22 protein-coding genes and 1 tRNA gene are annotated in these 26,644 nt (G+C 66.8%); 11 read left to right on the forward strand and 12 right to left on the reverse strand.

Annotated elements, in window-relative coordinates:
* Positions 1–5: 5 nt before the first annotated feature.
* On the forward strand, positions 6–956 hold the full coding sequence (locus tag BM199_RS02835) for a D-alanine--D-alanine ligase family protein (protein ID WP_091668881.1): 951 nt from the start codon (positions 6–8) through the stop codon (positions 954–956).
* A 2-nt stretch (positions 957–958) separates the two neighbouring features.
* Here BM199_RS02835 and BM199_RS02840 read toward each other — a convergent pair whose 3' ends face one another.
* The 9 genes from BM199_RS02840 to rpmH form a co-directional block, all read right to left on the reverse strand.
* Complete coding sequence (locus BM199_RS02840) at positions 959–1,732, reverse strand: class I SAM-dependent methyltransferase (RefSeq protein ID WP_091668884.1); 774 nt, start codon at positions 1,730–1,732, stop codon at positions 959–961.
* A 76-nt stretch (positions 1,733–1,808) separates the two neighbouring features.
* The gene (locus tag BM199_RS02845) at positions 1,809–2,813 is read right to left on the reverse strand and encodes a ParB/RepB/Spo0J family partition protein (protein WP_091668887.1); all 1,005 of its coding nucleotides are present in this window, start codon (positions 2,811–2,813) and stop codon (positions 1,809–1,811) included.
* Complete coding sequence (locus BM199_RS02850; RefSeq protein WP_091668889.1) at positions 2,810–3,730, reverse strand: ParA family protein; 921 nt, start codon at positions 3,728–3,730, stop codon at positions 2,810–2,812. Before BM199_RS02850 ends, BM199_RS02845 begins: the two co-directional genes overlap by 4 nt.
* Before the next feature lie 145 nt (positions 3,731–3,875).
* Positions 3,876–4,580: a 16S rRNA (guanine(527)-N(7))-methyltransferase RsmG gene (rsmG, locus tag BM199_RS02855; RefSeq protein WP_091668892.1), complete on the reverse strand. Its 705-nt coding sequence runs from the start codon at positions 4,578–4,580 to the stop codon at positions 3,876–3,878.
* A 212-nt stretch (positions 4,581–4,792) separates the two neighbouring features.
* A complete protein-coding gene (locus BM199_RS02860; RefSeq protein ID WP_091668894.1) occupies positions 4,793–5,356 on the reverse strand; it encodes a Jag family protein in 564 nt (187 codons plus the stop codon).
* A gap of 29 nt (positions 5,357–5,385) precedes the next feature.
* On the reverse strand, positions 5,386–6,540 hold the full coding sequence (yidC, locus tag BM199_RS02865; RefSeq protein WP_091668897.1) for a membrane protein insertase YidC: 1,155 nt from the start codon (positions 6,538–6,540) through the stop codon (positions 5,386–5,388).
* 4 nt (positions 6,541–6,544) lie between these two features.
* Positions 6,545–6,853 carry a membrane protein insertion efficiency factor YidD gene (gene yidD, locus BM199_RS02870; protein ID WP_091669741.1) on the reverse strand — a complete coding sequence of 103 codons (309 nt, stop codon included), beginning with the start codon at positions 6,851–6,853 and terminating at the stop codon, positions 6,545–6,547.
* A gap of 91 nt (positions 6,854–6,944) precedes the next feature.
* Positions 6,945–7,352 carry a ribonuclease P protein component gene (gene rnpA, locus BM199_RS02875; RefSeq protein WP_091668898.1) on the reverse strand — a complete coding sequence of 136 codons (408 nt, stop codon included), beginning with the start codon at positions 7,350–7,352 and terminating at the stop codon, positions 6,945–6,947.
* A gap of 18 nt (positions 7,353–7,370) precedes the next feature.
* Positions 7,371–7,514, reverse strand: a complete 144-nt coding sequence (gene rpmH / locus BM199_RS02880) for a 50S ribosomal protein L34 (RefSeq protein WP_091668901.1) — start codon at positions 7,512–7,514, stop codon at positions 7,371–7,373.
* A gap of 585 nt (positions 7,515–8,099) precedes the next feature.
* Between rpmH and dnaA the strand changes: the two genes are divergently transcribed.
* The gene (gene dnaA / locus BM199_RS02885) at positions 8,100–9,884 is read left to right on the forward strand and encodes a chromosomal replication initiator protein DnaA (RefSeq protein WP_091668904.1); all 1,785 of its coding nucleotides are present in this window, start codon (positions 8,100–8,102) and stop codon (positions 9,882–9,884) included.
* 225 nt (positions 9,885–10,109) lie between these two features.
* On the opposite strand, the gene BM199_RS02890 is transcribed toward dnaA, so the two are convergent.
* Positions 10,110–11,015, reverse strand: a complete 906-nt coding sequence (locus tag BM199_RS02890) for a LysR family transcriptional regulator (RefSeq protein ID WP_091668907.1) — start codon at positions 11,013–11,015, stop codon at positions 10,110–10,112.
* 74 nt (positions 11,016–11,089) lie between these two features.
* Between BM199_RS02890 and BM199_RS02895 the strand changes: the two genes are divergently transcribed.
* From BM199_RS02895 to BM199_RS02935, 9 genes are all read left to right on the forward strand, one after another.
* Complete coding sequence (locus BM199_RS02895; protein ID WP_091668909.1) at positions 11,090–11,947, forward strand: EamA family transporter; 858 nt, start codon at positions 11,090–11,092, stop codon at positions 11,945–11,947.
* 624 nt (positions 11,948–12,571) lie between these two features.
* A complete protein-coding gene (dnaN, locus tag BM199_RS02900; protein WP_091668912.1) occupies positions 12,572–13,714 on the forward strand; it encodes a DNA polymerase III subunit beta in 1,143 nt (380 codons plus the stop codon).
* 54 nt (positions 13,715–13,768) lie between these two features.
* Positions 13,769–14,659 carry a phosphogluconate dehydrogenase (NAD(+)-dependent, decarboxylating) gene (gene gnd / locus BM199_RS02905; protein ID WP_091668914.1) on the forward strand — a complete coding sequence of 297 codons (891 nt, stop codon included), beginning with the start codon at positions 13,769–13,771 and terminating at the stop codon, positions 14,657–14,659.
* A 23-nt stretch (positions 14,660–14,682) separates the two neighbouring features.
* Complete coding sequence (gene recF / locus BM199_RS02910; protein ID WP_091668917.1) at positions 14,683–15,837, forward strand: DNA replication/repair protein RecF; 1,155 nt, start codon at positions 14,683–14,685, stop codon at positions 15,835–15,837.
* Positions 15,838–16,252: 415 nt separating this feature from the next.
* Entirely contained in the window at positions 16,253–16,789 is a 537-nt protein-coding gene (locus BM199_RS34395; protein ID WP_245788142.1) for a DciA family protein, read from the forward strand.
* 271 nt (positions 16,790–17,060) lie between these two features.
* Complete coding sequence (gene gyrB, locus BM199_RS02920; protein ID WP_091668922.1) at positions 17,061–19,034, forward strand: DNA topoisomerase (ATP-hydrolyzing) subunit B; 1,974 nt, start codon at positions 17,061–17,063, stop codon at positions 19,032–19,034.
* Between the two features lie 53 nt (positions 19,035–19,087).
* A complete protein-coding gene (gene gyrA / locus BM199_RS34400) occupies positions 19,088–22,879 on the forward strand; it encodes an intein-containing DNA gyrase subunit A (protein WP_091668925.1) in 3,792 nt (1,263 codons plus the stop codon).
* Positions 22,880–22,906: 27 nt separating this feature from the next.
* Entirely contained in the window at positions 22,907–23,638 is a 732-nt protein-coding gene (locus BM199_RS02930; protein ID WP_091668928.1) for a DUF3566 domain-containing protein, read from the forward strand.
* A gap of 49 nt (positions 23,639–23,687) precedes the next feature.
* Positions 23,688–23,761, forward strand: a tRNA-Ile gene (locus BM199_RS02935).
* 86 nt (positions 23,762–23,847) lie between these two features.
* Here BM199_RS02935 and BM199_RS02940 read toward each other — a convergent pair.
* Together BM199_RS02940 and BM199_RS02945 are read right to left on the reverse strand one after the other, a co-directional pair.
* Complete coding sequence (locus tag BM199_RS02940; protein ID WP_245788095.1) at positions 23,848–25,656, reverse strand: calcineurin-like phosphoesterase C-terminal domain-containing protein; 1,809 nt, start codon at positions 25,654–25,656, stop codon at positions 23,848–23,850.
* Positions 25,657–25,858: 202 nt separating this feature from the next.
* Positions 25,859–26,563 carry a hypothetical protein gene (locus BM199_RS02945; protein ID WP_091668931.1) on the reverse strand — a complete coding sequence of 235 codons (705 nt, stop codon included), beginning with the start codon at positions 26,561–26,563 and terminating at the stop codon, positions 25,859–25,861.
* Between the last annotated feature and the right edge of the window lie 81 nt (positions 26,564–26,644).

Here is a 26,644-nt window from a genome sequence, read left to right on the forward strand (position 1 = left end):
CACCTGTGGCCGACCGTACCGTTGCCGTACTCGCAGGCGGCCTCTCCCATGAACGTGATGTCTCGCTGCGGTCGGGCCGCAGGCTCTCCGCCGCGCTCCGTGGCGAGGGGCTGACGGTCGAGGAGTGGGACACCGACGCCGGGCTCCTGGACCGACTGCGTGACCACCGTCCCGACGCCGCCGTCGTCGCGCTGCACGGGGGAGAGGGCGAGAACGGCTCGGTTCAGACCGTGCTGGAGATGCTGCGGGTGCCGTATGTGGGCACGAGCTCACAGGGCTGCAGGCGGGCGTGGGACAAGCCGACCGCGAAGGCACTGATCGCCGAGGCCGACTTCAACACCCCGGAGTGGGTGGTGCTGCCACACAGCACGTTCCGGGAACTGGGAGCACAGGCAGTCCTCAACGCGATGGTGGATCGTCTGGGTATCCCGCTGATCCTGAAGCCGGACCAAGGGGGCTCCGCGCTCGGCACCCAGGTGGTGCGCGACGCCGCCGAGTTGCCGGCCGCCATGGTCGGCTGCTTCGCCTACGGCGACACCGTGCTCGCCGAGCGGCTCGTGGAGGGCGTTGAGGTGGCCGTGACGGTCATCGAAGGCGCCGATGGGCCTGCGGCCCTGCCCGCGGTCGAGATCGTGCCGGAGAACGGCGTCTACGACTACACGGCTCGCTACACGGCGGGCCTCACCGACTTCTTCGCCCCCGCACGCGTGTCCGACGACGCCGCGAAGGCAGTGGCCGAACTCGCCATCGCTGCCCACCGAGTGCTCGGCCTGCGCGACATCTCCCGCACCGACGCCATCATCACCACCGACGGGACCGTGCAGTTCCTCGAGGTGAACCCTTCGCCGGGACTGACCGAGACCTCCACGGTGCCCATGGCCGTCGAGGCGTCCGGCGCCTCGCTGGGCAGCGTCTTCACGGAGCTTGTGTCGCGCGCGGTGGCCAGGGCGAGCTGATGTCAGTCCCGCACTTTCCCGGGAAAGTGCCGAGCCTCGACGAGGAAGCGGGTGCTGTGTGCGACGAAGGGGCCGACCCGCTGGATGCGTTCGTGTAGTGCTTCGAGCTGCGGCCGGTACTTCTCGACGGTGAAACCGGGAACCATCCAGATCACCTTCCGCAGGAAGTAGATGACCGCGCCGATGTCGTAGAACTCGGTCCGCAGCGATTCGAACCGTAGATCGACCACCTCGAGCCCGGCCGCCTCGGCCGCGGCTTTGGCATCGTCCGGATGACGTCTACGCCTCACTTCGAGCGGCTGCGGGCCGAGAAAGTACTCGACCAACTCGAAGACACTGGCGGGGCCGACGTGTTGCGCGAAGTAGGTGCCCCCGGGACAGAGAACCCTGGCGATCTCCGTCCACCAGGTGGTGACGGGATGACGACTCACGACGAGATCGAATGCGCCGTCCGCGAAGGGGAGTGGCGGCTCGTCCTCGTCAACGACGACCGCGACGCCACGAGGGTGCAGCAGTTCGGTTGCTCGCGCGATGTTCGGCGGCCAGGACTCGGTCGCCGCGGTGAGAGTGGGCAGGGTAGCGACTCCGGCAAGGACCTCGCCGCCGCCGGTCTGGATATCGAGCGCCGCGGTCGCGTCGGCCATCCGCCTACCCATCGCCTCGGCGTAGCGCCAGGAAGGACGCTCCTCGGTCGCGCGCCCGTCCAGCCAGGAGAAGTCCCAGCCCTCGACCGGAGCGGCGACAGCCTCCGCCACCAGATCGTCGAATCCGCGCACCTGCTACTCCAGTTGCTTAAAGTGATCGAGGCTTACCGCTGCGCAATCATCACCGTGACGAAAGGCCCCTGGGTGATCACTCCTCGATATTCTCCGCCTGATTTGTCCGATTCGGGTCCATGATCGCGACAATGCGTTCGAGGTCGTCCACGGAGCCGAACTCGACCACGATTCGACCTTTGCGGCGACCGAGATCAACCTTGACCCGAGTGTCGAATGTGTCGGACAGTCGCTCGGCCAAATCCTGGAGCCCCGGCGCCTGCATCGGCTTCCTGGCGGGCGCCTTCGGCTTGGCCTTGTTCTCGCTCTTGCTGAGCGTCACCGCCTCCTCGGTGGCCCGGACCGACAGTCCCTCCGCGACGATGCGCGCAGCCAGTTCTTCCTGGCTTCCCGCATCCTCAAGGGAGAGCAGGGCCCTGGCGTGTCCGGCCGACAGCACCCCGGCCGCAACCCGCCGTTGGACGGGGAGAGGGAGCCGGAGCAGGCGGATCGTGTTGGTGATGACCGGTCGGCTACGGCCGATCCGGCCGGCCAGTTCCTCGTGAGTAACCTCGAACTCCTCAAGGAGCTGCTGATACGCGGCAGCCTCCTCGAGCGGGTTCAGCTGCACCCGGTGGATGTTCTCCAGGAGGGCATCGCGGAGCATCGCCTCGTCCGCGGTCTGCCGGACGATGGCCGGAATGACCTCGAGTTCGGCCTGCTGCGAGGCACGCAGTCGCCGCTCACCCATGACGAGCTCGTACTCGTCACCCGGAAGCTGGCGCACCACGATCGGCTGCATGAGGCCGAACTCGCGAATCGAATGCTCGAGTTCCGCCAGCGCCTCCTCGTCGAAGACCTGCCGGGGCTGCTTCGGGTTCGGCTTGATCGCGCTGACCGGCACCTCGCGGTACACCGCCCCCGCGACCTCACCGGACGCCGAGTCCATCTCACCGTTCGCCGCGAACCAGTCCTTGTCTCCTGGCCGCGACGGAGTGTCGCCGGTCCGCACCTCCGCCGTGGCGGTCCCCTCGGTGCTCACCGGCCCGGTCGGAATCAGCGCTGCCAATCCCCGACCGAGGCCACCCCTGCGTTCGTTCATGCCGTTCCCTCCTGCGCACCACGCTCCGCGACTTCACGCGCGGCATCCAGATAGCTCATCGCACCTCGAGAACCGGGGTCGTAGGCAAGAACGGTCTGTCCGTACCCCGGCGCCTCGGACACCTTCACACTGCGCGGAATCACAGTCTTCAGCACGACATCGCCGAAGTGACTGCGGACCTCCTGGGTCACCTGATCGGCCAGCTTGGTCCTGCCGTCGTACATGGTGAGCAGGATGGTGGAGACCGCCAGCTCCGGGTTCAGGTGCCGCTGCACCAGCTCGATGTTGCTCAGCAACTGGCCCAACCCCTCCAGCGCGTAGTACTCGCACTGAATGGGAATCAGGACCTCCTGTGCGGCCACCATCGCGTTCACCGTGAGCAGCCCCAGCGATGGGGGACAGTCGATGAAGATGTAGTCCACGCCCAACTGGTCCAGCGCCTCGTCGGTGAGCGCCTCCTTCAGCCGTGCTTCACGTGAAGCCATCGACACGAGCTCGATCTCGGCGCCGGCGAGATCTATGGTCGCCGGAACACAGAGCAGATTGGGAGACTGCTCGCTGACCGCGGCCGCGTCCGCCAGGGACACCTCGCCAAGCAGCGCCTCGTAGACCGAGGGCGTGCCGGACCGGTGATCCACGTTGAGCGCAGTACTCGCGTTGCCCTGTGGATCGAGGTCGATCACGAGCGTCTTGAGTCCGTGCAGTGCGAGTCCGGCGGCGAGGTTCACGGCGCTGGTCGTCTTACCGACGCCGCCCTTCTGGTTGGCCACCGTCAGCACGCGACGCCGATTCGGCCGGGGGAGTTGGTGCTCCTCGGGGTGCAGCACGCGAGCCGCACGTACTGCTTCTTCCGCGATTGGCGTCCAGGCCAATTCATGGCCGGCACCCGGAGCGTCCTGGGGGGTTCGGGGATTCACCGGGCGCTACGCCTCCTTCGTCATCAAGACGGTCGGTTCTACTGGGTTGACGGGCGCGTGGGTCGCGCACCGTTTCACGTGGAACATCACGCGTGGCCTCTGGTCGTCGTGCACGGACAATCCTTTCACCCGCAGACTCATTCGCTCAGCCGCGGAGTTGACTCCTCGGGCGTCCCCTGCCTCGCCGGTCCTTGCCTGCGGGCGGACGTGCTCGCCGGATCACGACCACGGTGCTCGCAGTCTCCAGCAAGCCGGCGCCGCACAGTCGTACCTCCGGATCGACGCCGCCGGCTTTGGCCACCTCCAGGCGGTCGCGTTCGATCTCGTCATTCGCACTGACTCCCTTGAGCGCGAGCAGTAGTCCGTCCGGCCGGACCAATGGCAGGCACCAGGCCGCCAGTCGAGCCAGGGGAGCGACGGCACGGGCCGTCACCACGTCCGCCTCGGACAACTGCCGGCGAATCTCGCGCTCCTCCGCGCGTCCTCGCACGATAGTCAGATGGAGATCCAGGCGATCGGCCACTTCATGCAACCAGTCCACCCGGCGTGCCATCGGCTCAAGTAGCACGATATCGAGGTCCGGTCGCGCGATCGCGAGCGGCACGCCCGGGAGCCCCGCGCCCGACCCAACGTCGATCACTCGCGCACCACCGGGGATGCACTCGCCGAGGACGGCGGAGTTGAGCACGTGGCGGTCCCAGAGGCGATCCACCTCACGGGGACCGATCAACCCTCGCTCTACTCCGTGCTGTTCGAGCAGGCTGACGTACGCGCTCGCGATCTCCACTCGATCACCGAAGACCCGCCCGGCGGCTTCCGGCACCGGCGTCCCCGTGTTCTCGACACTCACTGATCACTCCCTGTCGCTCGCCGTTTCACGTGAAACGGCTTCCTCGATTGTCCCCGAACCAGGCCGCCGATCGACGCGACAGTCCGCGTACGAAGACATGAGAAACCGAACAGCACCCGCACTGCTCGCGTTTCACGTGAAACTGGCAAGTCTGGAACAAAAAAAGCGGCCCGCCGAATCCGGCGGGCCGCTTGGTCAACTCTGTCCGAGAACTACGAAGCGGGGAACACCACCACGCGACGCTTCGGGTCCTCGCCCTCACTCTCGCTCTGCACGCCGTCCACCGCCGCTACCGCGTCGTGGACCACCTTGCGCTCGAACGGGCTCATCGGCTGCAGCCGCACCCGCTCGCCACTGGCGAGTACCGACTCCGCAGTGGACCGGCCGAGCTCACGGAGTTCCTCCCTGCGGTCCGCACGCCACCCGGCGATATCCAACATCAACCGGCTACGAGAACCGGTCTCCTGCTGCACCGCCAGCCGAGTCAACTCCTGCAGTGCCTCGAGGACGTTGCCGCGCGCACCTACGAGCTTCTCCAGATCCTCGCCCCCGTCGATACTCACGATGGCGCGCCCGGCTTCCACGTCCAGGTCGATGTCGCCGTCGTAGTCCAGAAGGTCGAGCAGCCGCTCCAGGTAGTCACCCGCGATGTCGCCCTCTTGGACGAGAACATCGTCATCCACACCCGAGGAGCGTGCCTCCCGCGTCCCCTTCGTGGTTTCCCGTGAAACCGCGTCGTCCTTCTCCGTGTCGATCGCCTCGACCGTCTCCGCCATGTCTGTCTCCTCTCCCGACCCCGGTCGCGTCACCGACGCTTCCGACCCGGTGCCTTCTTGCCTTGGTTGGCCGGGCGTTGCTGGGCGCCGCCGTTCTTCGCCCAGGCACCACCCTTGGCGCCGCTCCCGCCCTTTGCCTTGGACCCGTTCTTCGGGGTGCCGCCGTTCGGCTTGCCATTCGCGCCGTTGTCGTTCTTGGCTGCGCCGTCCTTCGCCGAACCATCCTTGGGTGTGCCGTTCTTCGACGTGCTGTCGGAGTCGGCGGTCGTCTGCTTCTTCTGGCCCGGCTTCTGTCCGGTTTTCGGCTTCTGCCCAACCTGCGGCTTCTGGCCCGCCTGCGGCTTCGCACCGGGCTTGGGTGCCAGCGAGGTCCGCTTCTCCAGCGCCTCGGTCTTCTTGACTTCCTCTTCCTTGTCGATCTTCGTGTAGACCAACCGCTGCTGCATCAAGGTCCAGCCGTTGTTGGCCAGCCAGTAGAGCAGCAGACCGATGGGGAAGAAGGCACCGAAGATGAGCACGCCACCGGGGAAGATCCACAGCGTCAGCTTGTTCATCATCGCTGTCTGCTGCGTGGCCGATGCCGGGTTCTGCCGAGCCACCGAGTGTCGCGCGGTGAAGTGGGTCGCGATGCTGGCGACGATCATCAGCGGAACCGCGACCGGTGCGACACTCCAGTCCCAGCCGCCACCACCCGCGGCGCTACCGCCCATCATCGAAACGTGGTTGATCGCGTCACCGAGGTTGACGCCGAAGAAGTCCGCCTTGACGTAGGACTCGACACCGCCGGCATCGAAGAAGTAGTTCTCCGACTTCCCCGGCGCGAACATCCGCAGGACGTGGTTCAGACCGATGAAGACCGGGATCTGCAGCAGCATCGGCAGGCAACTGCCGAGCGGGTTCACCCCATGCTCGCGCTGGAGCTTCTGCATCTCCTGCGCCTGGCGCTGTTTGTCGTTCGCGTACTTCTTCTGGACCTTTTTGATCTCGGGTGCGAAGTCCTGCATCTTCTTCATGGACCGCACCTGCTTCACGAACGGCTTGAACATGATGCCGCGAACCGTGAAGGTCAGGAAGATGATCGCCAGCACCCACGAGACGGCGGTGGCTTCATCGAAGATGTATCCGAAGACCTTGTGCCAACACCAGAGGATGAACGACACGGGGTAGTAGATGAAGTCGAGCACTGAGCTACTCCTCGGTAGATGTATCAGGTCTCTGGGGGCGATGCCGGAAGGAGAAGGTCTCCGGAACCGGGTCGCGGCCGGGTGGTGTCCACGGGCCGCAGCGCAGCAACCTGCGCAACGCGAGGTAGGAGCCGCGCGCCGCGCCGTGCCGGGTCAGAGATTCCGCCGCATAAGCACTGCAACTCGGGTAGAAGCGGCAACTGGGCGGAAGGAAGGGGGAGATGGCCTTGCGATAGAACCGAACAGGGAGCAGCAGTACCCACGCGGCCGGGCTCGGCCGGGGCGCTTCGGGCGCCTCCCGGCTCTCGGCCATGTCCCGGCCGTCCACCTGTGGTTCGTTCACATCGCTGGTCCGTTCTCTTCGCCGGCGAAGCCGCCGACGCTTGGCGCCGTACCCACGTCGGTCACGGTGCCGCTCGCGTGGTCTTGTCGCCACCGTCGGCGTTCCGCCGGGACTCACCAGGACCGCCGGCCTGTTTGGCCGGTAGAAGACCGAGCCTGCGCAGTGCCGCGTCCAGGTCCGCGCCGAGTTCGGCACTGCTCGCCTCGGCGGCGGCGGGAAGTGCCCGCACTACCAACGCGCTGTCCCGGTTCAAGGTTCCGAGACGGGATGCCACCAGGTGCCGCAATCGGCGAGCCACCCGATGCCGCACCACCGAGTTGCCAACGGCCTTGCTCACCACAAAGCCGACCTTCGACTCGTCGGCATCAATCGCATGCAGCACAAGGCGGCGACGCCCAGCTCGGGCGCCGCCGCGCATGACTGTGCGGAACTCGTCACTGCGCCGCACGCGAGCGCGGGCAGGAAGCACGTCGTCCCGCCGAGCGGATCAGGCGGAAAGCCGCTCGCGACCCCTGCGGCGACGAGCGGCCACAATGGCGCGACCGGCGCGAGTCCGCATGCGCAGCCGGAACCCGTGGGTGCGCGCGCGGCGGCGGTTGTTCGGCTGGAAGGTGCGCTTGCCCTTGCTCACGGCTAAGTTCTCCTGGTCTCGACTTCGGCACCCGCGGACGGGCGTGTCGTGCGGACAGCACGTCTGTCTGTGGTGTCTCCTACCAACATCGCGGTCCGAACTTGTCGGGCTCGCTGACACAGGCACGCAAAAACGGCCCGCTGTCGGCGGCAGACCCTACGAGGGTACGCACCCGGTCCGGTGACTCGGAAACCGGCCCCTCGGTCGCACAGGGCAACCGGCTACGTTCATGATCGAGGACCACGCAACAGCACCGAGTGGCAACACGCCGTATACCGTGTAACCCTTGCTCCTGCGGGCGTCTTGTGGCAGGGCGCGCAGCTTGTTAGCGTGCCCCTTCTCAGGTCGCCCGGGAGGTGCCTGCACCGCCGTCGGAAGGTGGGAGACTCCGTCTGGCGTACTTTGACCTCGGGTCGAGTAACGGTGCCGACAGCCGGGCGCCGTGTATTAGTGCACAGCTGTGGACAACTATGTGGATACCTGCTGCGCGGGTGACCATGACCGCCTGCTATGACGCTCGATCGCGTGGTCAGCGTATCTGCGGGGTGACGTGCGTGAGCGTTCGAGGGGAGGGGAGCAGAGCAGGTGTCCGAGCACCAGGTCAATCTTGGGGTCGTCTGGGAGCAGGTCGTCAGGGAGCTCTCCGACGGCACCTTGTCGCCGCAACAGCGCGCGTGGATGCGGGTTACCCGCCCGATCGGGCTGCTCGACGGCACCGCACTGCTCGCGGCCCCGAGTGACTTCGCCAAAGAGGCGATCGAGCGCGCCCTGCGAGACCCCATCACCGAGGCGCTGTCACGCAGGCTGGGCCGGGACGTGTCGCTCGCCGTGAAAGTGGACACCGCGGACGCCGCGACTCACTCGATCGGCGCACCGAACCCGGCGAACGTGAACCGGTACTCCGCGTCCCCCAGTCGGGTGGACAATGGCAACAACGTCCGTCCGCAGGCGCCGTCGGCGCCGCAGCGGCATCCGGGACATCCGGATCACCGGAGTCAGCCAGGGTCCGCGGGCAGTCAGAACTCCGTCGGACACGCCGAACCTTCGGCGCCGATGAACCCGCAGCAGGCCCCGCCGATGCCTCCGGCCGAGGGTGGCCGGGTTCCCGCCGCCAGGCACGGCAACAGAACAGAGTCGCCCGACCTGTCGAGGGCGCAGTCGAACCAGCATTCCGTCGCCCCACGGCACATGGGCACCGACCCCATCGACGGTGGCGAGGAAGAAGTCGACGAAGAGGGCGAGGCCCTCGCCGCGGTGCACGAGATCTGGCCGACGTTCTCCGGCAGGCCGCATGCCGGTCAGCCCTACACGGCACCGGCACAACCACAGACGTCGAAGACCAGGCTCAACGAGAAGTACACCTTCGACACCTTCGTCATCGGTGCTTCGAACCGGTTCGCCCACGCGGCGGCGGTCGCGGTCGCGGAAGCCCCGTCCCGTGCCTACAACCCGCTTTTCATCTGGGGTGAGTCCGGCCTCGGCAAAACCCACCTGCTGCACGCCGTGGGGCACTACGCCCAACGACTGTTCCCCGGCATGCGGGTGCGGTACGTGTCGACCGAGGAATTCACCAACGACTTCATCAACTCGCTGCGTGACGACCGCAAGGTGGCGTTCCAGCGTCGGTATCGAGATATCGACATCCTGCTGGTCGACGACATCCAGTTCCTGGAAGGCAAGGAAGGAACTCAGGAGGAGTTCTTCCACACCTTCAACACCCTGCACAACGCGAACAAGCAGATCGTCGTCTCCTCGGACCGGCCACCGAAGCGGCTGGAGACTCTCGAGGACCGGCTGCGCACCCGGTTCGAGTGGGGTCTGATCACCGACATCCAGCCGCCCGAACTGGAGACCCGCATCGCGATCCTGCGGAAGAAGGCCGCGCAGGACCGGCTCGCGGTTCCCGGGGACGTGCTTGAGTTCATCGCCGCCCGGATCGAGGCCAACATCCGGGAACTCGAAGGCGCGCTCATTCGTGTCACCGCTTTCGCGTCACTGAACCAGCAGCCGGTGGACGTCGGTCTCGCGGAGATCGTGCTGCGCGACCTGATCCCGGACTCACAGGCACCGGAGATCAGTGCTCCGACGATCATGGGCGTGACCGCCGAGTTCTTCGATGTCACGCTGGACGACCTGTGCGGCCCCGGCAAGACCAAGGCGCTGGCCACCGCACGACAGATCGCGATGTACCTCTGCCGAGAGCTGACGGACATGTCGTTGCCGCGCATCGGCCAGACGTTCGGCGGCCGCGACCACACGACGGTGATGCACGCGGACAAGAAGATCCGCAAGGAGATGGCCGAGCGCCGCAGGATCTATGACCAGGTGCAGGAGCTGACTTCGCGGATCAAGCAGCGGGCACGACAGTAATTACGTGACGCGCGGACGTCACGTAACGGTCGTGCCCGATGCACGCAACACGGAGCTTGCGGAGTGTTGCCGATTGAACACCGGGCCAGACAGTAAGAACGCAACCGCCCGGACTCGAGGTGAGGGTCTGGCCCGATGCACGCAACACGCAGCTTGCGGAGTGTTGCCGATTGAACACAGCGCGAATGGTGACCTCCGCACAAAAACCAACCCCACCCCGCGCCCTCACTCCACCCCCGCAACCTCTCCCAACACCCGCAGCCCCGCCGCGACCGCCGGCTGCTCCGCGCTACCCCGCCGCACGCACGCCACGATCCGCCGGGCCGGAATCGGACTGCCACGCAACGGAACCCGCATCACCGGATACCGCTCCGGGATCGGCACCAGCCGTGGCAGCAGGCATACCCCGAGTCCTTCGGCGACGAGCGCTGACACCGCGAACCACTCCTTCGCCGAGTGCGCGACGTCCGGGGTGAATCCCGCGGCGGCGCACGCGGCGAGCAACAGGGGAAAGGTGTCGTTGTGCCGTTGCTTGACGATCCACCTTTCGCCCGCCGCATCGGCGAGTTCCACACCGTCCTCCCGTGCCAGCCGATGCCCTCGCGGCACCAGTAGATCCTGTGGATCTTCGAGCAGTGACCGATGCTCGAACCTGGGATCGGTCATCGGCGGGGTGTCCGGAGTCGGCAGGATCACCGCGATGTCGCTCTCTTCGGTGAGCAGCAGCTGAAAACAGTCCGCGCTCTCCTCCTCACTGATGAACACGCGCAGTTCTGGATATACCGCCCGCAGCCGGGTGACCGCAGGAGCGAGCAGCGCGGCGATCGCGGAGGAAACCGCGCACATCCCCAGCCGTCCTCGGGGCACGCCTTCGGAGACGGCAATCTCCGCGCGCACCTGCTCCCACTGTTCGTACAGACGGTCCGTGTGCTCCAACAGGACTCGCGCGGCCGGGCTCAGTTGCACCCGTCTGCCGTCCGGCCGCAGTAGCTCGACCCCGAGCTCACGCGAGAGCTGGCGTAGTTGCTGCGAGACCGCGGACGGCGTCAGGTGCAGTGCCTCCGCGGTCGCCGTGACCGTTCCCCGCTCGGCCAGCACCCGGAGGACCCGCAATCGGCGCAGATCCATCATGTAGTTCAAGCTAAAGCATTTTGTGGCGAAACGTTTGATGGACCTGAACAGTTCCGCCTGCCCAGACTCGAGGCATGACCGCCATCGGCAGCAAGCTCTCCGCTCCCGCGCCGGTGCTCGTGCTGGGCAGCGTGGTGAGCGTCCAGTTCGGACAGGCATTCGGCAAGCAGCTGTTCGACCAGCTGAGCCCGTCCGGCGTGGTGAGCCTGAGACTCGGTTTCGCCGCCCTCGTCCTGCTCGCGATCCACCGTCCCGGGGCACCGTGGTCCCGGGAGCGGTTGTTGCTCGCCTGCTCGTTCGGGACCGCGATCGCCGGCATGAATCTGATCTATCCGGCGCTGCGTCATCTCCCGCTCGGGGTCGCCACCACACTGCAGTTACTGGGACCGCTTGTGCTCGCACTCGTGAGTTCGCGCCGTCCGGTCGACGTGGGGTTCGCCGCGATCGCGGCGGCAGGGGTGTGGTTGTTCCACGCGCAGGACGCGGCCGGGCTGCCAGTGGAAGGTGCGCTGCTCGCACTCGGCTCCGGCGCGGCCATGGCCGGTTACCTCTTGTTGAGCACGCACGCGGGGAAGCACTCCGCCGACGGAAGCCTGCTCGCGATCGCCGTGGCGTGGGCAGCGGTACTGACGATTCCGTTCGGTGTCGCGGAAAACGGTGCCACCCTCCTGAATCCGCCGGTGCTCGCGGCGGGCGCGGGCGTCGCGGTTCTTTCCGCCGTACTGCCGTACTCGCTCGATCTCGCCGCCCTGCGCCGGCTGCCGCCACGAGTGGTCGGAGTGCTCGAAAGCCTGGAACCCGCGGTGGCCGGACTGGCCGGACTGTTACTGCTGCAGGAGTTTCTGGGTCCGCGTCAGTGGATCGGCGTCACCTGCGTGGTGCTCGCCGCAGGCGGGACGTCCTGGCGCGCGACCAGACCACGGGGAACGTGAGCGAGCTTTTGCCGCTGTGCCAACGGATTTCGCCGGTCCGGAACGAGATCCACGACACATCAGAGGCTGTGGAGGAACTTCCTTTCACTCGCCTGAGGGGTTCGTGTTGTGGGCAAGCCGGTGCACTGCCTGGGTACAGGTCGACCCACACCTGGGGATGGTTGTGTGGACAACTGTGGATGAATGTGGACGGTTTGCCCGCCGCGCGAAACTGTCCACCGACGGCCGAATCTGTCCACCGGATGACCACCCCCTGCTCCACAGGCCGCCGCGCCTACGGAGCAGGGAAAGAAGCGGCTGTCCACACAATCCACAGCCCTTATTACTGTCACTGAAAAAACTCCTCTCTAGAAGAACTAAAGAAAAACAGGCGGCGACGAAGTTGGGGACAGTTCGCGATCGGTGTCGATGTGTCGACAAAATTCAGGCCGGGCCCAGATGACGGCCACTGCCGTCACGCTCTACCGTGGAAGTCCACACCAGGGCCGCCAGACGCCGGTGCCGTCGCAAGCTGGGCTTCAACCGCCCCGGATGTCCACCGGCCGTCCCCGCCATCGGGGCGTCCTCGGCGGTGTATGTCGATCTTTCGAGCCGAACCGGCTCGGCTGTCGAAAGGATGGGCGCATGAAGATCCGCGTCGAGCGGGACGGGCTGGCAGACGCCGTGGCCTGGGTGGCACGCAGCCTGCCGTCCCGGCCACCGGTGCCCGTCCTGGGCGGAGTACTGCTCGATGCCGGCTCCGACCCGGACTCCGCAGGTGGTGACGCACTGACCGTGTCGGGTTTCGACTACGAGGTCTCCGCCACGGTCGGCGTGCCGGCGACGATCGCGGACGGGGGACGAACCCTCGTCTCGGGCCGGTTGCTCGCCGACATCACGAAGGCGCTGCCTGCCCAACCCGTCGAGATCTCGGTCGACGGCTCACGCGCCTCCATCACCTGCGGCAGCGCTCGCTTCAGCCTGCCGACGATGCCGGTCGAGGACTATCCCCAGTTGCCTGCGCAGCCCGCACTCGCGGGTGAACTGGCAGGCGAGGCGTTCGGTCAGGCGGTCACCCAGGTCGCCGTCGCCGCGGGCAAGGACGACACGCTGCCGATGCTCACCGGTATGCGTCTGGAGATCGCGGGGGACACCCTCACCCTGGTCGCGACCGACCGGTTCCGGCTCGCCATGCGCGAGGTCACCTGGCAACCAGCCGAAGGACTTGCCGACGCCGCGGTGCTGGTGCCTGCGCGGACACTCGCCGAGGCCGCCAAGTCACTGGGTGCGAGCGGAGCCACCGTCAAGCTCGCGCTCGCCAGCGGTGAAGGACTGCTCGGCCTGTCCGGCTCCGGCCGGTACGCCACCACCCGCCTGCTCGACGCGGAGTTCCCGCCCTACCGCCAGCTGCTCCCCGCACAGCACACGTCGAGGGCCGTGCTCGAGGTCTCGGCACTCGCCGAATCGATCAAACGTGTTTCGCTGGTGGCCGAGCGTGGTACCCAGGTTCGGCTCGAGTTCGCCGAAGGATCGCTGCGGTTGTCCGCGGGCGGTGACGACGAGGGCAGCGCCGAGGAGGAGTTGCCGGTCGAATACGAGGGCGAGCCGGTGACCATCGCCTTCAACCCCGGCTACCTCGTCGACGGACTCGGTGCCCTGCACACCGATCGCGCGGAACTGACGTTCACGACTCCGAACCGTCCCGCGCTGATCAAGCCCGCGGATGAGCAGGGACAGGTGGTTCCCGGTTACCTCTACCTGTTGATGCCCGTTCGCCTGCCCGGCTGAGCAAGGCCCGCGGGCGTTTCGAGACACACACCTTCGCCAACAGAGGGGATCTTCATGGTTCAGCTCGGACTCGTCGGCCTCGGCAAGATGGGGTTCAACATGCGCGAGCGGCTCCGAGCCGCCGGGCACGAGGTCGTCGGTTACGACCGCAACCCCGAGGTGACCGACACCGGATCGCTCGAGGAGCTGGTGTCCGCTTTGGACGCTCCGCGGATCGTCTGGGTCATGGTGCCTTCCGGTGAGCCGACGCGGCAGATCGTCGCCGAGTTCAGCAACCTGCTCAGCGAGGGCGACCTGCTGATCGACGGCGGCAACTCCCGGTTCACCGACGACAAGATCAACGCGGAGTTGCTGGCGAGCAAGGGGGTCGGCTACCTCGACGTCGGGGTGTCCGGTGGCGTCTGGGGCAAGGACAACGGTTACGGCCTGATGGCCGGGGGGTCGGACGCCGACATCGCCAAGGCGATGCCGATCTTCGACGCGTTGCGCCCGGAGGGCCCGAGGGAAGAGGGTTTCTCCCACGCTGGGCCGGTCGGGGCAGGCCACTACGCGAAGATGGTCCACAACGGCATCGAGTACGGCCTGATGCAGGCCTACGCCGAAGGCTTCGAACTGCTCGAGGCATCGGACATCGTGGCCAACGTGCCTGAGGTGATCAAGGGCTGGCAGCGTGGGACCGTCGTGCGTTCCTGGCTGCTGGAACTTCTGGTCCACGCGTTGGACGAGGACCCGGAACTGGACGACCTCGAGGGTTACGTCGAGGACTCCGGCGAGGGCAGGTGGACGCTGGAGGAAGCGATCAACAACGCGGTGCCCGCACCGGTCATCTCCGCCGCGCTGTTCGCCAGGTTCGCCTCCCGTCAGCAGCAGTCCTCGGCCATGCGGGCCGTTGCCGCGCTGCGGCACCAGTTCGGTGGACACGCCGTGAAGAAGGCCGGGGAGTAGCCGGCGCGGCCGAAGGCACCGCCATGTACCTCCGTCATCTACAGGTCACCGACTTCCGCTCCTGGGAGTTGCTCGATCTGCCACTCGAACCTGGCGCCACCGTGCTGGTCGGACCCAACGGTCGTGGGAAGACCAACCTTCTCGAAGCCATCGGGTACACCGCGACACTCAGTTCGCACCGCGTCGCCACCGACACACCGCTGGTGCGGCACGGATGTGAACGCGCGCTCGTGCGTACCGCCGTGGTCAACGAGGGGCGCGAACTGACGATCGAGCTCGAGATCACCCCGGGCAAGGCCAACCGCGCACGGGTGAACCGGGGAGCGGTCGGGCGTCCGCGGGACGTGCTCGGCATCCTGCGCACGGTGTTGTTCTCACCGGAGGATCTCGCGCTGGTGCGTGGCGATCCTGGCGAGCGGCGCCGGTTCCTGGACGAGCTACTGGTGCTGCGCGCCCCGCGCTATGCGGGTGTGCGCAGCGACTACGAGAAGGTGTTGCGACAGCGCAACGCACTCCTCAAAACCGCGGGCAAGCGCCGCGGTGGCAAGGAGGATCCGTACGCGCTGTCCACCCTGGACGTCTGGGACAACCATCTTGCCGCAGCGGGCGCACAGCTTCTGGCTGGACGACTCGACCTGGTGGCCGCACTCGCCCCGTACACCTCCGCCGCCTATGCGGGGGTCGCACCGGATTCGCGGCCTGCGGAGATCGGCTACCGGTCGAGTCTCGGCGACGCGCTTCCCGAGGGGTACGGCGTCGCGGGCGGTTCCGCCGCGAGTGTGCAGGAGTTGACCGAGGTGCTCCTGCACGCGCTCGGCGAGTCCCGCTCGGCGGAGCTGGAACGGGGGGTGAGCCTGGTCGGTCCGCACCGTGACGAACTCGACCTGATTCTCGGCGAGGCTCCGGCCAAGGGATACGCGAGTCACGGCGAGTCGTGGTCGTACGCGCTCGCACTCCGGCTCGGCTCGTACGAACTGCTGCGGGGAGAGGCGGGCGAGCCGGTGCTGCTGCTCGACGACGTCTTCGCCGAACTGGACCGCAAGCGCAGGGCCCGCCTGGCTGAGGTCGCCGCGAGCGCCGAACAGGTGTTGGTGACGGCAGCGGTGGACGAGGATGTGCCCACGGAACTGGACGGGATCCGGTTCGCGGTGTCGGAAAGTGGGGTGGCCCGTGCCTGACAGGACCGCTGGGAACGGCAGCGCGCGTGGTCAGGGTGATCCGTGGAACTCGGGCGACGAAGTCCCGTTGTCGAGGCGGCAGGGCGTCAACCGGCAGAGCCGCAAGGGCCCTGGGAGTCAGAGCCCTGGCGACTCGACAGCGGACCCGAGTTTCCAGACACGCACTGACAGGACCGCTGGGAACGGCGGATCGCGTGGTCGTGGCCCCCGAACCGGGACACGCGGGGTGACCGGCGACACATTTGATTCACCCCTATCTGGGGACAAACCTGTGGATAGTGTGGATAACACCGTGAACGGGTTATCGCCCGGAGTAACTAAACGGCCGAACGGGGGGTCCACTCCTCCGTCCGAGCAGGATCGACCGGGAGAGGGCCCGCGGTCGGCCACGAAGAGTGAGAGCGCCGCTGGGCCGATCGAGGGTAGTGGCCGGGATCTCGCCAGAGCTGCCCTCGAGGCGGCACGGCAGAAGGCCAGCACCCGAGGTCACGAACCCGGGGTCCGGCGGGCGAACTTCACCGCCCGAGGCGGCGGCGCCGCAGGCGGGCAACGGCAGAACCCGCGCAGGCGCCGGTGGTCCGGGGCAGGCGCCGACCAGCGCGATCCTCAGCCGTTCGGCAGAATCGTCTCGAGGCTCGCGGTCGAACGCGGGTGGAATTCCCGGCTGGCCACCGGGCAGGTCTTCGGGCAGTGGGCCCGGCTGGTGGGCGAGGAGGTCGCCGAGCACGCGCAGCCGATCGCGCTGCGCGACGGCGAGTTGACCGTGCAGGCCACTTCGACGGCCTGGGCGACGCAGCTCAGGTTGCTGCAGGGGCAGTTGCTGGTGAAGATCGCAGGTGTGGTCGGCAACGGCGTGGTCAAGCGCATGCGGATCCAGGGACCCGCGGCGCCGAGTTGGCGAAAGGGGCCACGGCATGTGTCCGGCCGTGGCCCACGAGACACGTACGGGTGAGGACCTGCCGGAGGACGAGATTGGCGACGCGTAGTTCGACCGGCTGATGTTCTCGGCGTGTCGACGGTAATCCGCCTGCCGTTGTCTGGACGCCGGAGCGCTTCGAGGCGGGCTCCGGGTACCATCGAACACATCCGACTTCACGTTCGTGGCTCTGTGAGCAAATCAGGGGTGTCCTTGGCGCATGTGAGCGAACCTGGCCAAGTAGACTGTTGGGGGAGTGGGCGAACGTCCGCGTTCACGCGTGGGCGAGACGAGGAGATGGCAGCCGGTGGCAGCTAACAGTAACGACTACAACGCGTCCTCCATCACCGTGCTCGAGGGCCTCGAGGCGGTCCGCAAGCGGCCTGGGATGTACATCGGTTCCACCGGCGAGCGTGGTCTGCACCACCTGATCTGGGAGGTCGTGGACAACTCCGTCGACGAGGCGATGGCGGGGTACGCGACGAAGGTCGAGGTCACGCTGCTGGCCGACGGCGGGGTCAGGGTGGTCGACGACGGCCGTGGCATCCCGGTGGGCATGCACCCGAAGGAGAAGCGGCCGACGCTGGAGATCGTGCTCACCGTGCTGCACGCGGGCGGCAAGTTCGACAGCGACTCCTACGCGGTCTCCGGTGGTCTGCACGGCGTCGGCGTCTCCGTCGTGAACGCGCTCTCGCGCAGGCTCGACGTCGAGGTGCACACCGACGGCAGGATCTGGCGGCAGCAGTACGACCACTCCAAGCCGGGTGAGTTGATCGACGCGGGCCCGGCGAGCCGGACCGGTACCTCGCTCACCTTCTGGGCCGACCCGGAAATTTTCGAGACCACGCACTACAGCGTGGAGACCGTCTCGCGGCGGTTGCAGGAGATGGCGTTCCTGAACAAGGGCCTGACCATCGTGCTGCGCGACGAGCGTCCCGAGGCGGAGCCCACCGAGGACGCCGTCGACGCGGCGGGCAAGCCGGCGAACATCACCGAGCGCACCTACCACTACCCCGGCGGGCTCGAGGACTTCGTCAAGCACATCAACGGCAGCAAGGACCCGATCCACAAGAGCGTGATCGGCTTCGAGTCCCAGGGCGACGGCGTCCAGGTCGAGGTCGCCATGCAGTGGAACACCCAGTACACACCGTCGGTGTACACGTTTGCCAACACGATCAACACGCCCGAGGGCGGCACGCACGAAGAGGGCTTCCGCGCCGCGCTGACCAGGGTGGTCAACAGCTACGCGCGCGAAAAGAAGCTGCTCAAGGAAAAGGACACGAACCTCACCGGCGACGACGTGCGCGAGGGTCTCGCCGCGATCATCTCGGTGAAGCTGGCGGAGCCGCAGTTCGAGGGCCAGACCAAGCAGAAACTGGGCAACAGCGAGGCGAAGTCCTTCGTGCAGACCACGACGAACGAGTGGCTGTCCGACTGGTTCGAGCGCAACCCGTCCGAAGCGCGGACGATCATCAACAAGGCGGTCTCCAGCGCGCAGGCGCGGATGGCCGCGCGTAAGGCACGGGACCTGGTGCGCCGCAAGGGTGCGCTGGACATCGGCGGCCTGCCTGGCAAGCTCAAGGACTGCCGATCCACCAAGCCGGAAGAGTGCGAGCTCTACATCGTCGAGGGTGACTCCGCGGGTGGTTCGGCGAAAGAGGGCCGGGACTCGATGTACCAGGCGATCCTGCCGATCCGCGGAAAGATCATCAACGTGGAGAAGGCCCGGATCGACAAGGTCCTGAAGAACAACGAGGTCCAGTCGTTGATCACGGCGCTGGGAACCGGCATCCACGACGAGTTCGATCTGGAGAAGCTTCGGTACCACAAGATCGTGCTGATGGCCGACGCCGACGTCGACGGCCAGCACATCTGTACCCTGCTGCTCACCCTGCTGTTCCGCTTCATGCGTCCGCTGGTGGAGCACGGTCACGTCTTCCTCGCGCGCCCGCCGCTGTACAAGATCAAGTGGCCGCGGGCGGAGCCGGAGTACGTCTACTCCGACAAGGAGCGCGACGCTCTGCTCACGGCCGGTGCCGAGGCGGGCCGGAAGCTGCCGAAGGAAGACGGTATCCAGCGGTACAAGGGTCTCGGCGAGATGAACGCCCAGGAACTGTGGGACACCACCATGGATCCGGCGCACCGGCTGCTCGGCCAGGTGACGCTGGACGACGCCGCCACCGCGGACGAACTGTTCTCCGTGCTGATGGGCGAGGACGTCGAGGCGCGGCGTTCGTTCATCACCCGCAACGCCAAGGACGTGCGTTTCCTGGACGTGTGATCGACCACGTGCCATTGCTGTCCGTATAGGACTGCCCCCCTGAGAAGGACGAAATGACGGAAACCTTGCCGCCGGACCACGACCGCATCGAGCCGGTCGACATCCAGCAGGAGATGCAGCGCTCCTACATCGACTACGCCATGAGCGTGATCGTGGCCCGGGCACTGCCGGACGTGCGTGACGGCCTCAAGCCGGTGCACCGCCGGGTGCTCTACTCGATGTTCGACAACAACTTCCGGCCGGACCGCGGGTACAACAAGTGCTCCCGCGTCGTCGGTGACGTGATGGGCAACTACCACCCACACGGTGACTCGGCGATCTACGACGCGCTGGTGCGCCTCGCGCAGCCGTGGGCGATGCGTTACCCGCTGATCGACGGGCAGGGCAACTTCGGCTCGCCGGGTAACGACCCAGCAGCCGCGATGCGGTACTGCGTCGCGGCCGACACGCGGGTGAAGTTGGCGGATGGCTCGACGACCAGGATCGCCGACATCGTGCCAGATGCGAAGCCCAACAGCGACAATCCCGTCGATCTGAAGGTGATGGGCCGGCACGGCGATCCTGTACGTGCCGATGCCCTCTTCCACTCCGGCGAGCATCCGACGCTGCAGCTCAACACGCGTGAGGGTTTCCAGCTCACCGGCACCCACAACCACCCGGTGCTGTGCCTGGTCAACGTGCTCGGCGTGCCGACGTTGCTGTGGAAGCTGCTGGAGGAGATCCGGCCTGGCGACAAGGTCGCCATGCAGCGCACCGAAGCGCCGCTGGAACCGGTCACCGAGGTCCGGTCGTGGGTGGAAGCGCTCCTGGCTGGAGCGTTCGTTGCCGAGGGCTTCTTCTCGGACAACCGGGCCGGCTTCAACAACATCGACGAAGACTTCTTCAAATACGTGCTCGACTGCTACGACCACGTGGTTGGCGGTCGTCGCTACGTCTCCCAACGCCGTATCGCATCAGGCTCCATGCTGCACGAGTTCGACGTGCACGACCTTTCGGCTCTTCGGGCGAGCGTGTTGGCGGAACTCGAGGGGCAGCGCAGTGCGCAGAAGCGGGTACCGGGCTTCGTCTGGTCCTCGGGCTCGACGATCAAGCGCGCGTTCCTGATCGGCCTGTTCACCGGCGACGGATCAGCTTCGGCGCTTCCCCGCAGCACCGTGCAGGTGAGCTACTCCTCTTACAGTGACCGACTGGCTCGCGAAGTACAGCAGCTACTGCTGGAGTTCGGCGTCGTCGGCAAGCTGGTGCATTACGAAGACGGCGAGCACAAGGTCGTCATCAGCAACCGACGTGATGCTCGGCTTTTCTCGACCCGAATCGGTTTCCATGGCGCGAAGCAGGTCACGCTGGAGAGCATCCTGTCCGCCCTGCCTGCCGACTCACGCTCGATGTCCTCCGACCACGTGCCGTTCGTCGGTGAGTACATCCGGGCGCAGGGTGCGGATCGATGGACCGAGCGGGACTGGCTGCGCAGGCACAACGTGGACCGCATCGCACGGTGGGAGCTGCGCCGCGAAGAGATTACCGAGCGGATAACCAACCGGGAAGTCCTCGACGTTGTCGAACCCCTGGTCGACGGGCGCTTCTACTTCGCCGAAGTCCGCGATGTCACCGACGCGGGACCGCAGGCCGTGTACAGCCTGCGCGTCGACACCGAAGACCACGCTTTTGTCACCGACGGCTTTGTCAGCCACAACACCGAGGCCCGCCTCGACCCGCTGGCCATGCAGATGCTGGCCGACATCGAAGAAGACACCGTCGACTTCTCCGACAACTACGACGGCCGCACGCAGGAACCGGACGTACTGCCGAGCCGCATCCCGAACCTGCTGGTCAACGGTGGTTCCGGGATCGCGGTCGGAATGGCGACCAACATCCCGCCGCACAACCTGCGTGAGGTGTCGTCCGGCGTCGTCTGGGCACTGGAGAACTGGGAAGCCACCGACGACGAGCTGCTAGCCGCGCTGCTGCAGCGGATCAAGGGCCCGGACTTCCCGACCAGGGGGCAGATTCTCGGCACCCAGGGCCTGGAGGACGCCTACCGCACCGGTCGCGGCTCCGTGCGCATGCGTGCGGTCGTGGAGGTGGAGGAGGACGCGAAGGGTCGTGCGGTCCTCGTTATCAGCGAACTTCCGTACCAGGTGAACCCGGACAACCTGGTGGAGAACATCGCCTCGCTGGTGCGCGACGGGAAGCTCACGGGCATCGCCGACATCGCGGACGAATCCAACAGCAGGCGCGGTATGCGCATCGTCGTCACGCTGAAGCGCGACGCGGTGGCGAAGGTCGTGCTGAACAACCTCTACAAGCACACCCAGCTGCAGTACAACTTCGGCGTCAACTTCCTGGCGCTGGTGGACGGCGTGCCGAGGACGTTGCGTCTGGACCAGATGGTCCGGCACTACGTCAAGCACCAGGTCGAGGTCATCGTTCGCCGCACCCGGTTCCGGCTGCGGAAGAAGGAAGACCGCGCGCACATCCTGCGTGGTTTCGTCAAGGCACTCGACATGCTGGACGAGGTCATCGCGCTGATCCGTCGGTCACCGACCGTGGATCAGGCCAGGACCGGCCTGATCGAGCTGCTCGATGTCGACGAGATCCAGGCCACCGCGATCCTGGACATGCAGCTGCGCAGGCTCGCGGCCCTCGAACAGCAGAAGATCATCGACGAACTCGCCGAGATCGAGCGCGAGATCGCCGATCTCAAGGACATTCTCGACAAACCGGAACGGCAGCGCGCGATCATCCGGGACGAGTTGACCGCGATCGTCGATAAGCACGGCGACGACCGGCGTACGACGATCATCCCCTACGACGGCGATGTGTCGGTCGAGGACCTGATCGCGGTCGAGGACGTCGTCGTCACCATCAGCCGCACCGGCTACGCGAAGCGCACCAAGACCGATCTGTACCGCTCGCAGAAGCGGGGCGGCAAGGGAGTGCAGGGCGCGACGCTCAAGCAGGACGACATCATCCAGCACTTCTTCGTGTGCTCCACGCACGACTGGATCCTGTTCTTCACGAACAAGGGCCGGGTGTACCGGGCAAAGGCGTACGACCTGCCGGAGGCCAACCGCAACGCCCGCGGCCAGCACGTGGCGAACCTGCTGGCCTTCCAGCCGGACGAGCAGATCGCCGGTGTCATCCAGATCAAGAACTACGAGGTTGCGCCGTATCTGGTGCTGGCGACTCGGAAAGGCCTGGTCAAGAAGACCAAGCTCACCGACTTCGACTCCAACCGTTCCGGTGGGCTGATCGCGGTCAACCTCCGTGAGGGCGACGAGCTGGTCGGTGCGGTCCTGGTGTCCGCCGAGGACGATCTGCTGCTGGTGTCGTCGGAGGGGCAGTCGATCCGCTTCCACGCGACGGACGAGGCGTTGCGGCCGATGGGCCGGGCGACGTCCGGTGTGCTCGGCATGCGGTTCAACGAAGGTGACGAACTGCTGGGCATCGGTGTGGTCAAGGAGGACAAGTTCCTCCTGGTCGCCACCGACGGCGGCTATGCCAAGCGCACACCCATCGAGGACTACCCGGTGCAGGGGCGCGGCGGCAAGGGCGTGCTCACCATTCAGTACGACAAGAAACGTGGCAGGCTGGTGGGCGCGCTCATCGTCGATGCCGACGACGAGCTGTACGCGATCACCTCCAGCGGCGGTGTCATTCGTACCGCGGCGGGTCAGGTGCGCAAGGCCGGAAGGCAGACGAAGGGAGTTCGGTTGATGAACCTCGGTGAGGGAACAACCCTGCTCGCCGTCGCACGCAACGCGGACGAGCCCTCGGACGTCGTGGTAAATGACGACACCTCGTCGGATCCGTTGAACCAGTCGGAAGAGCCGGAGCAGCAGTAGCGCTCGCTGGGTAAGGAATGACACTTCGTGACACCACCTGAGAACTCCGAACAGCGCGGTAGCGGCGGCGGGGACACCCCGCCATGGCAGCGGGTCGCGCAGGACGGCGGCGGATCGCCCGCCGTCGGCCAGGAGCGCGAGACGTCCGTCGACGAGTACGGCGAGCGGTGGGCCGCGGGGCAGTTGCCCGCGGACGAATCCACCAACGGCGGGTACGAGCACCAGGCGGCCGCCGACCAGACGATGGTCACCGGCACCGCCGCCAACCGTCTGTTCGGCGGCGGGGACTCAGGTCTGCCCGACCAGGAACCGACGGCCCGTGAGCGGGTCGGCATGGGCACCACGGGCTCCCGTGGCCGCGCGACGCCGACGGCATTGCGCCGTCCGGGGCGGGGTCCGCGGCGGGCCAGCCTGCAGATCAAGCGGTTCGACCCGTGGTCGGTGCTGAAGTTGTCACTCGTGCTCGGGCTGGCCTTGTTCTTCGTCTGGCTCGTGGCGGTGGGCGTGCTGTACACCGTGCTCGACGGCATGGGTGTGTGGGACAAGCTGAACGGCACATACACCTCACTGGTGCAGGGCGACGGCGAGGGGGCTGGTGAGCCCCTGATCAGCGTCGGTCCCGTTTTCGGTGTCGCGGCCGTGGTCGGGGCGATCAACATCGTGCTGATCTCGGCCCTGGCCACCGTGAGTGCCTTCATCTACAACGTCTCGGCCGACCTGGCCGGCGGCCTGGAGGTCACGCTGTCCGAGCGTGAGTAACCCGGTGTCATAGGCTGCCGCGCCATCCTGTAATCTTTCCAGGCGTTGCGGGCCCATAGCTCAGGCGGTTAGAGCGCTTCGCTGATAACGAAGAGGTCGGAGGTTCAAGTCCTCCTGGGCCCACAACAGTCAGGCCCCGTTTCCCAGACCAGGGAAACGGGGCCTGACTGCATTCACGGGCAGATCGCCGGCCGGGGCCGGAAATTGCCTTACTCCGTGACCTCGAAGGTCAGCGACTCGGTGAACTCCCGGCCGTGCACGTCGGTCGCGGTGACTTCGGCGGTGTGCTCGCCGACCGCCAGGTCGGACGGCAACCGCAGACGCCAGAGGTGCATGGAGCGGTCGGCCAGGCTGCCGCCGTGGACCAGCTGTTCCTGGACGGCGACCGGGTCGGACCATTCGGCCCCCACGTGCGGGGCTTCGCCGTTCATCTGCTGGGTCCGCTCGGCCGTGCCCGCGGCGGCGCCGTCGATGGCCACCTTGACCTCGGCGCCGGTGGAGCCCATCCAGAAGTTGGTGGTCAGCCAGGTCCCGGAGAGCTCGCCCTTGGTGACCGTCAGCGGATCACCGAACTCCGGCGCGGAGCCCTTGTTGCCGACGTTGTCGGCGTACCAGTCGCGGTAGCGCGGGCTGTTCAGCCCCAGGGCCAACTGCTCGCTGTTGTCCTTGCCACGGACGGTGAATCGCTCGGTGACCTCGGTGTTGCGGATGTCGAGGGTGAGCACGCCGGGGACGCCGCCGTCGCGCTGGATCGCGGTCGGGTAGCCCTGCTCCAGCATTCGGCCGGAGTACCAGTCACCCGAGATCGCACCGGCGGTGATGTGGGTGAACGGGAGACCGTTGACACCGAAGACGTCCTGCCAACCTTTCAGGCTGTCGCCCGCCCGCATGTTCTCGATGCTGTGCGTGTGCCCGCCAAGGGTGATGGCCTCGCGGCCCTCGAGGATCTGGTAGATCTCCTTGACCTGATCGATCTGGTGGGTCGTGCTGCCCTGGTCCGCGAAGTCGAGCAGCGGGATGTGCCCGGCGAGCACGATCAGCTTGCCCTCGGGAACGGCGGCGATGTCCTGGCGCAGCCACTCGAGCTGCCGCTCGTCCAGCGCGCCGTTGTAGCCGTTGCGGGACAGGGGGTACTCGACGTTGCTCAGTGCGACGACATGTGCCTTGCCCGCGTCGTAGGAGTAGTACTCCGGACCGAACTGCGCGCGGAACGAGTCAAACGCGTGCTCGCTGTTCGGGGCGTCGAAGTCCAGGTCATGGTTGCCGGGCAGGAACCGCGCAGGGCCGTTGAGCATGCCCGCGAGTTCCCGGGTCTGCTCGTACAGGTCCAGGTCGTCCCCGACGACGTCGCCGATGAACAGCGCGCCGCAGCCCATGTAGTCGTCACGGTTGGCGAGGTCGGCGAAGGCGCCGGCGCGGGCGTACTCGACCTGCCGCTGGTCGTAGGTCTGGACGTCACCGCCGATCAGGCAGTGTTGCTCCGGGGACTGGGTGAGTTTGCTCTGCGCCAGCGGGAAGTTCACGGCGTCCGGCAGCGCGCCGGTCGGGGCGATGCCACGGAACTTCAGCTCGGGCGAGCCCTGCGGCAGGTGGTGGTAGTAGAACTGGGCGACGTTGTCCTGGTCGACCGGCACCTGGTACCCGCGCGGCTGGGTGACGAAAACGGTCATGTTCTCGAAGGCGGGCAGCTGGTAGCGGCCCTTTTCGTCGGTGGTGACGACATCGCGGCCGTTGGACACGGTCACGCCGGTGATGCCGGGCTCGTTGGTGTCCTGCTTCGAGTTCCGGTTCTTGTCATTGAAGACAGTGCCGTCGAGGAGGTCGGGGTTCTCGTCGGTGCCCTTCACGATGTCGACGGAACCGCGGTAGGCGGAGGTCTCCCAGTCGGCGTCGACCGGCGTGCCGCCGGGGGCCGCGCTCGCGGCTGGGGTGAGGAGCGCGCCGACAGTGGCGAGGGCCACGGTGCCCGCGATGATGCGGGCCGGTCTCAGGGTGGGGGGATGGTGGTTCGGGTTCACTGGCGTCCCTCCGGCTTGACTGCTGGATGACGGCCGACAAAGCGCTCGGCCAGGCGAAACCCTTTCACCCGTTCGTGACCCGCTGCCTACGGTGATCTTTCGTGGATGAAGCGGGACAGTGACGACATGAGACTGCCTGGACCGACGTCGGAGGCCGGTCGACGTTGTCGCCGACCGGCCTCCGAGTGTCCTGTCAGTTGACCTAGTGCCTGTCGAACAGGTTCAGGCCGAGGTTCAGCCCGAGGCCGCGGTCGGCGCCTGCGCCGACGAGCACGGTCTGGTTCCCGCAGGCAGCGGGTGCGGTGGCTTCCAGCGGCAGCGCGGGGTTCAGCTCGCTGGGCGCGTCACCGTCGTAGGTGCCACTGTTGTTGGCGTCGATGCCGTGCAGCACGATCACGGCGTTGCCCGCACGCAGGTTCTGCGCCGACTCGTCGTTGACCGTGATGGTGCGGTCGTATCGCACGAAGCCGTTCGGCGCGGTCGGGAAGCGGTCGACTGCCAAGCCGCTGGCCGGGCTGGTGTCACCGCTGGTGGTGAGCGAGGTGCCGATGGATCCGTAGTCGGGCTGGCCCTCGACCGTGCTGACGATCCCGTCTCCGTTGGTGTCGCGCTCACTGGTCGGACACTGACCAGCACCACCGATGTGGAAGTGCTGGGCGTGTGGATGGTCGGCCAGCAGGCCGGATGCGAAGATCCGGACATCGGCCTGGTTGCCGTTCAGTTTGACGACACCGATACCGCGAGCGCCGCTGTCGTTCAGTTCGTCGAGCTTGAACACGGTGACCGTGCGGTCCTGGTTGCCGTGCCGGCCATCGGACTGGTCGGCCGAGGCGGTGGCAGAGCCGGCCAGAACAAGTCCGGCAGCGGCCGCCAGTCCGAGCCCGGTTCGTAGTGCCTTTCCATGCATGATCGAAAATCCTCCTGGTTCGTGTTCTGCGAAGGCGCAGCAACACCGCCCCGTGTGGACGATCACTGCGCAGGCGCGCAT

This window comes from Amycolatopsis marina (assembly GCF_900111885.1).
Classification (GTDB): Bacteria; Actinomycetota; Actinomycetes; order Mycobacteriales; family Pseudonocardiaceae; genus Amycolatopsis; species Amycolatopsis marina.

Bases quoted from the DNA above. Each gene is read 5' to 3' on its own strand.
- BM199_RS02845 (WP_091668887.1), bottom strand. From the start codon at position 2,813: ATGAACGAACGCAGGGGTGGCCTCGGTCGGGGATTGGCAGCGCTGATT.
- BM199_RS02860 (WP_091668894.1), bottom strand. From the start codon at position 5,356: ATGGCGGAGACGGTCGAGGCGATCGACACGGAGAAGGACGACGCGGTT.
- yidD (WP_091669741.1), bottom strand. From the start codon at position 6,853: ATGGCCGAGAGCCGGGAGGCGCCCGAAGCGCCCCGGCCGAGCCCGGCC.
- BM199_RS02890 (WP_091668907.1), bottom strand. From the start codon at position 11,015: ATGATGGATCTGCGCCGATTGCGGGTCCTCCGGGTGCTGGCCGAGCGG.
- BM199_RS02895 (WP_091668909.1), top strand. From the start codon at position 11,090: ATGACCGCCATCGGCAGCAAGCTCTCCGCTCCCGCGCCGGTGCTCGTG.
- dnaN (WP_091668912.1), top strand. From the start codon at position 12,572: ATGAAGATCCGCGTCGAGCGGGACGGGCTGGCAGACGCCGTGGCCTGG.
- gnd (WP_091668914.1), top strand. From the start codon at position 13,769: ATGGTTCAGCTCGGACTCGTCGGCCTCGGCAAGATGGGGTTCAACATG.
- recF (WP_091668917.1), top strand. From the start codon at position 14,683: ATGTACCTCCGTCATCTACAGGTCACCGACTTCCGCTCCTGGGAGTTG.
- gyrA (WP_091668925.1), top strand. From the start codon at position 19,088: ATGACGGAAACCTTGCCGCCGGACCACGACCGCATCGAGCCGGTCGAC.
- BM199_RS02945 (WP_091668931.1), bottom strand. From the start codon at position 26,563: ATGCATGGAAAGGCACTACGAACCGGGCTCGGACTGGCGGCCGCTGCC.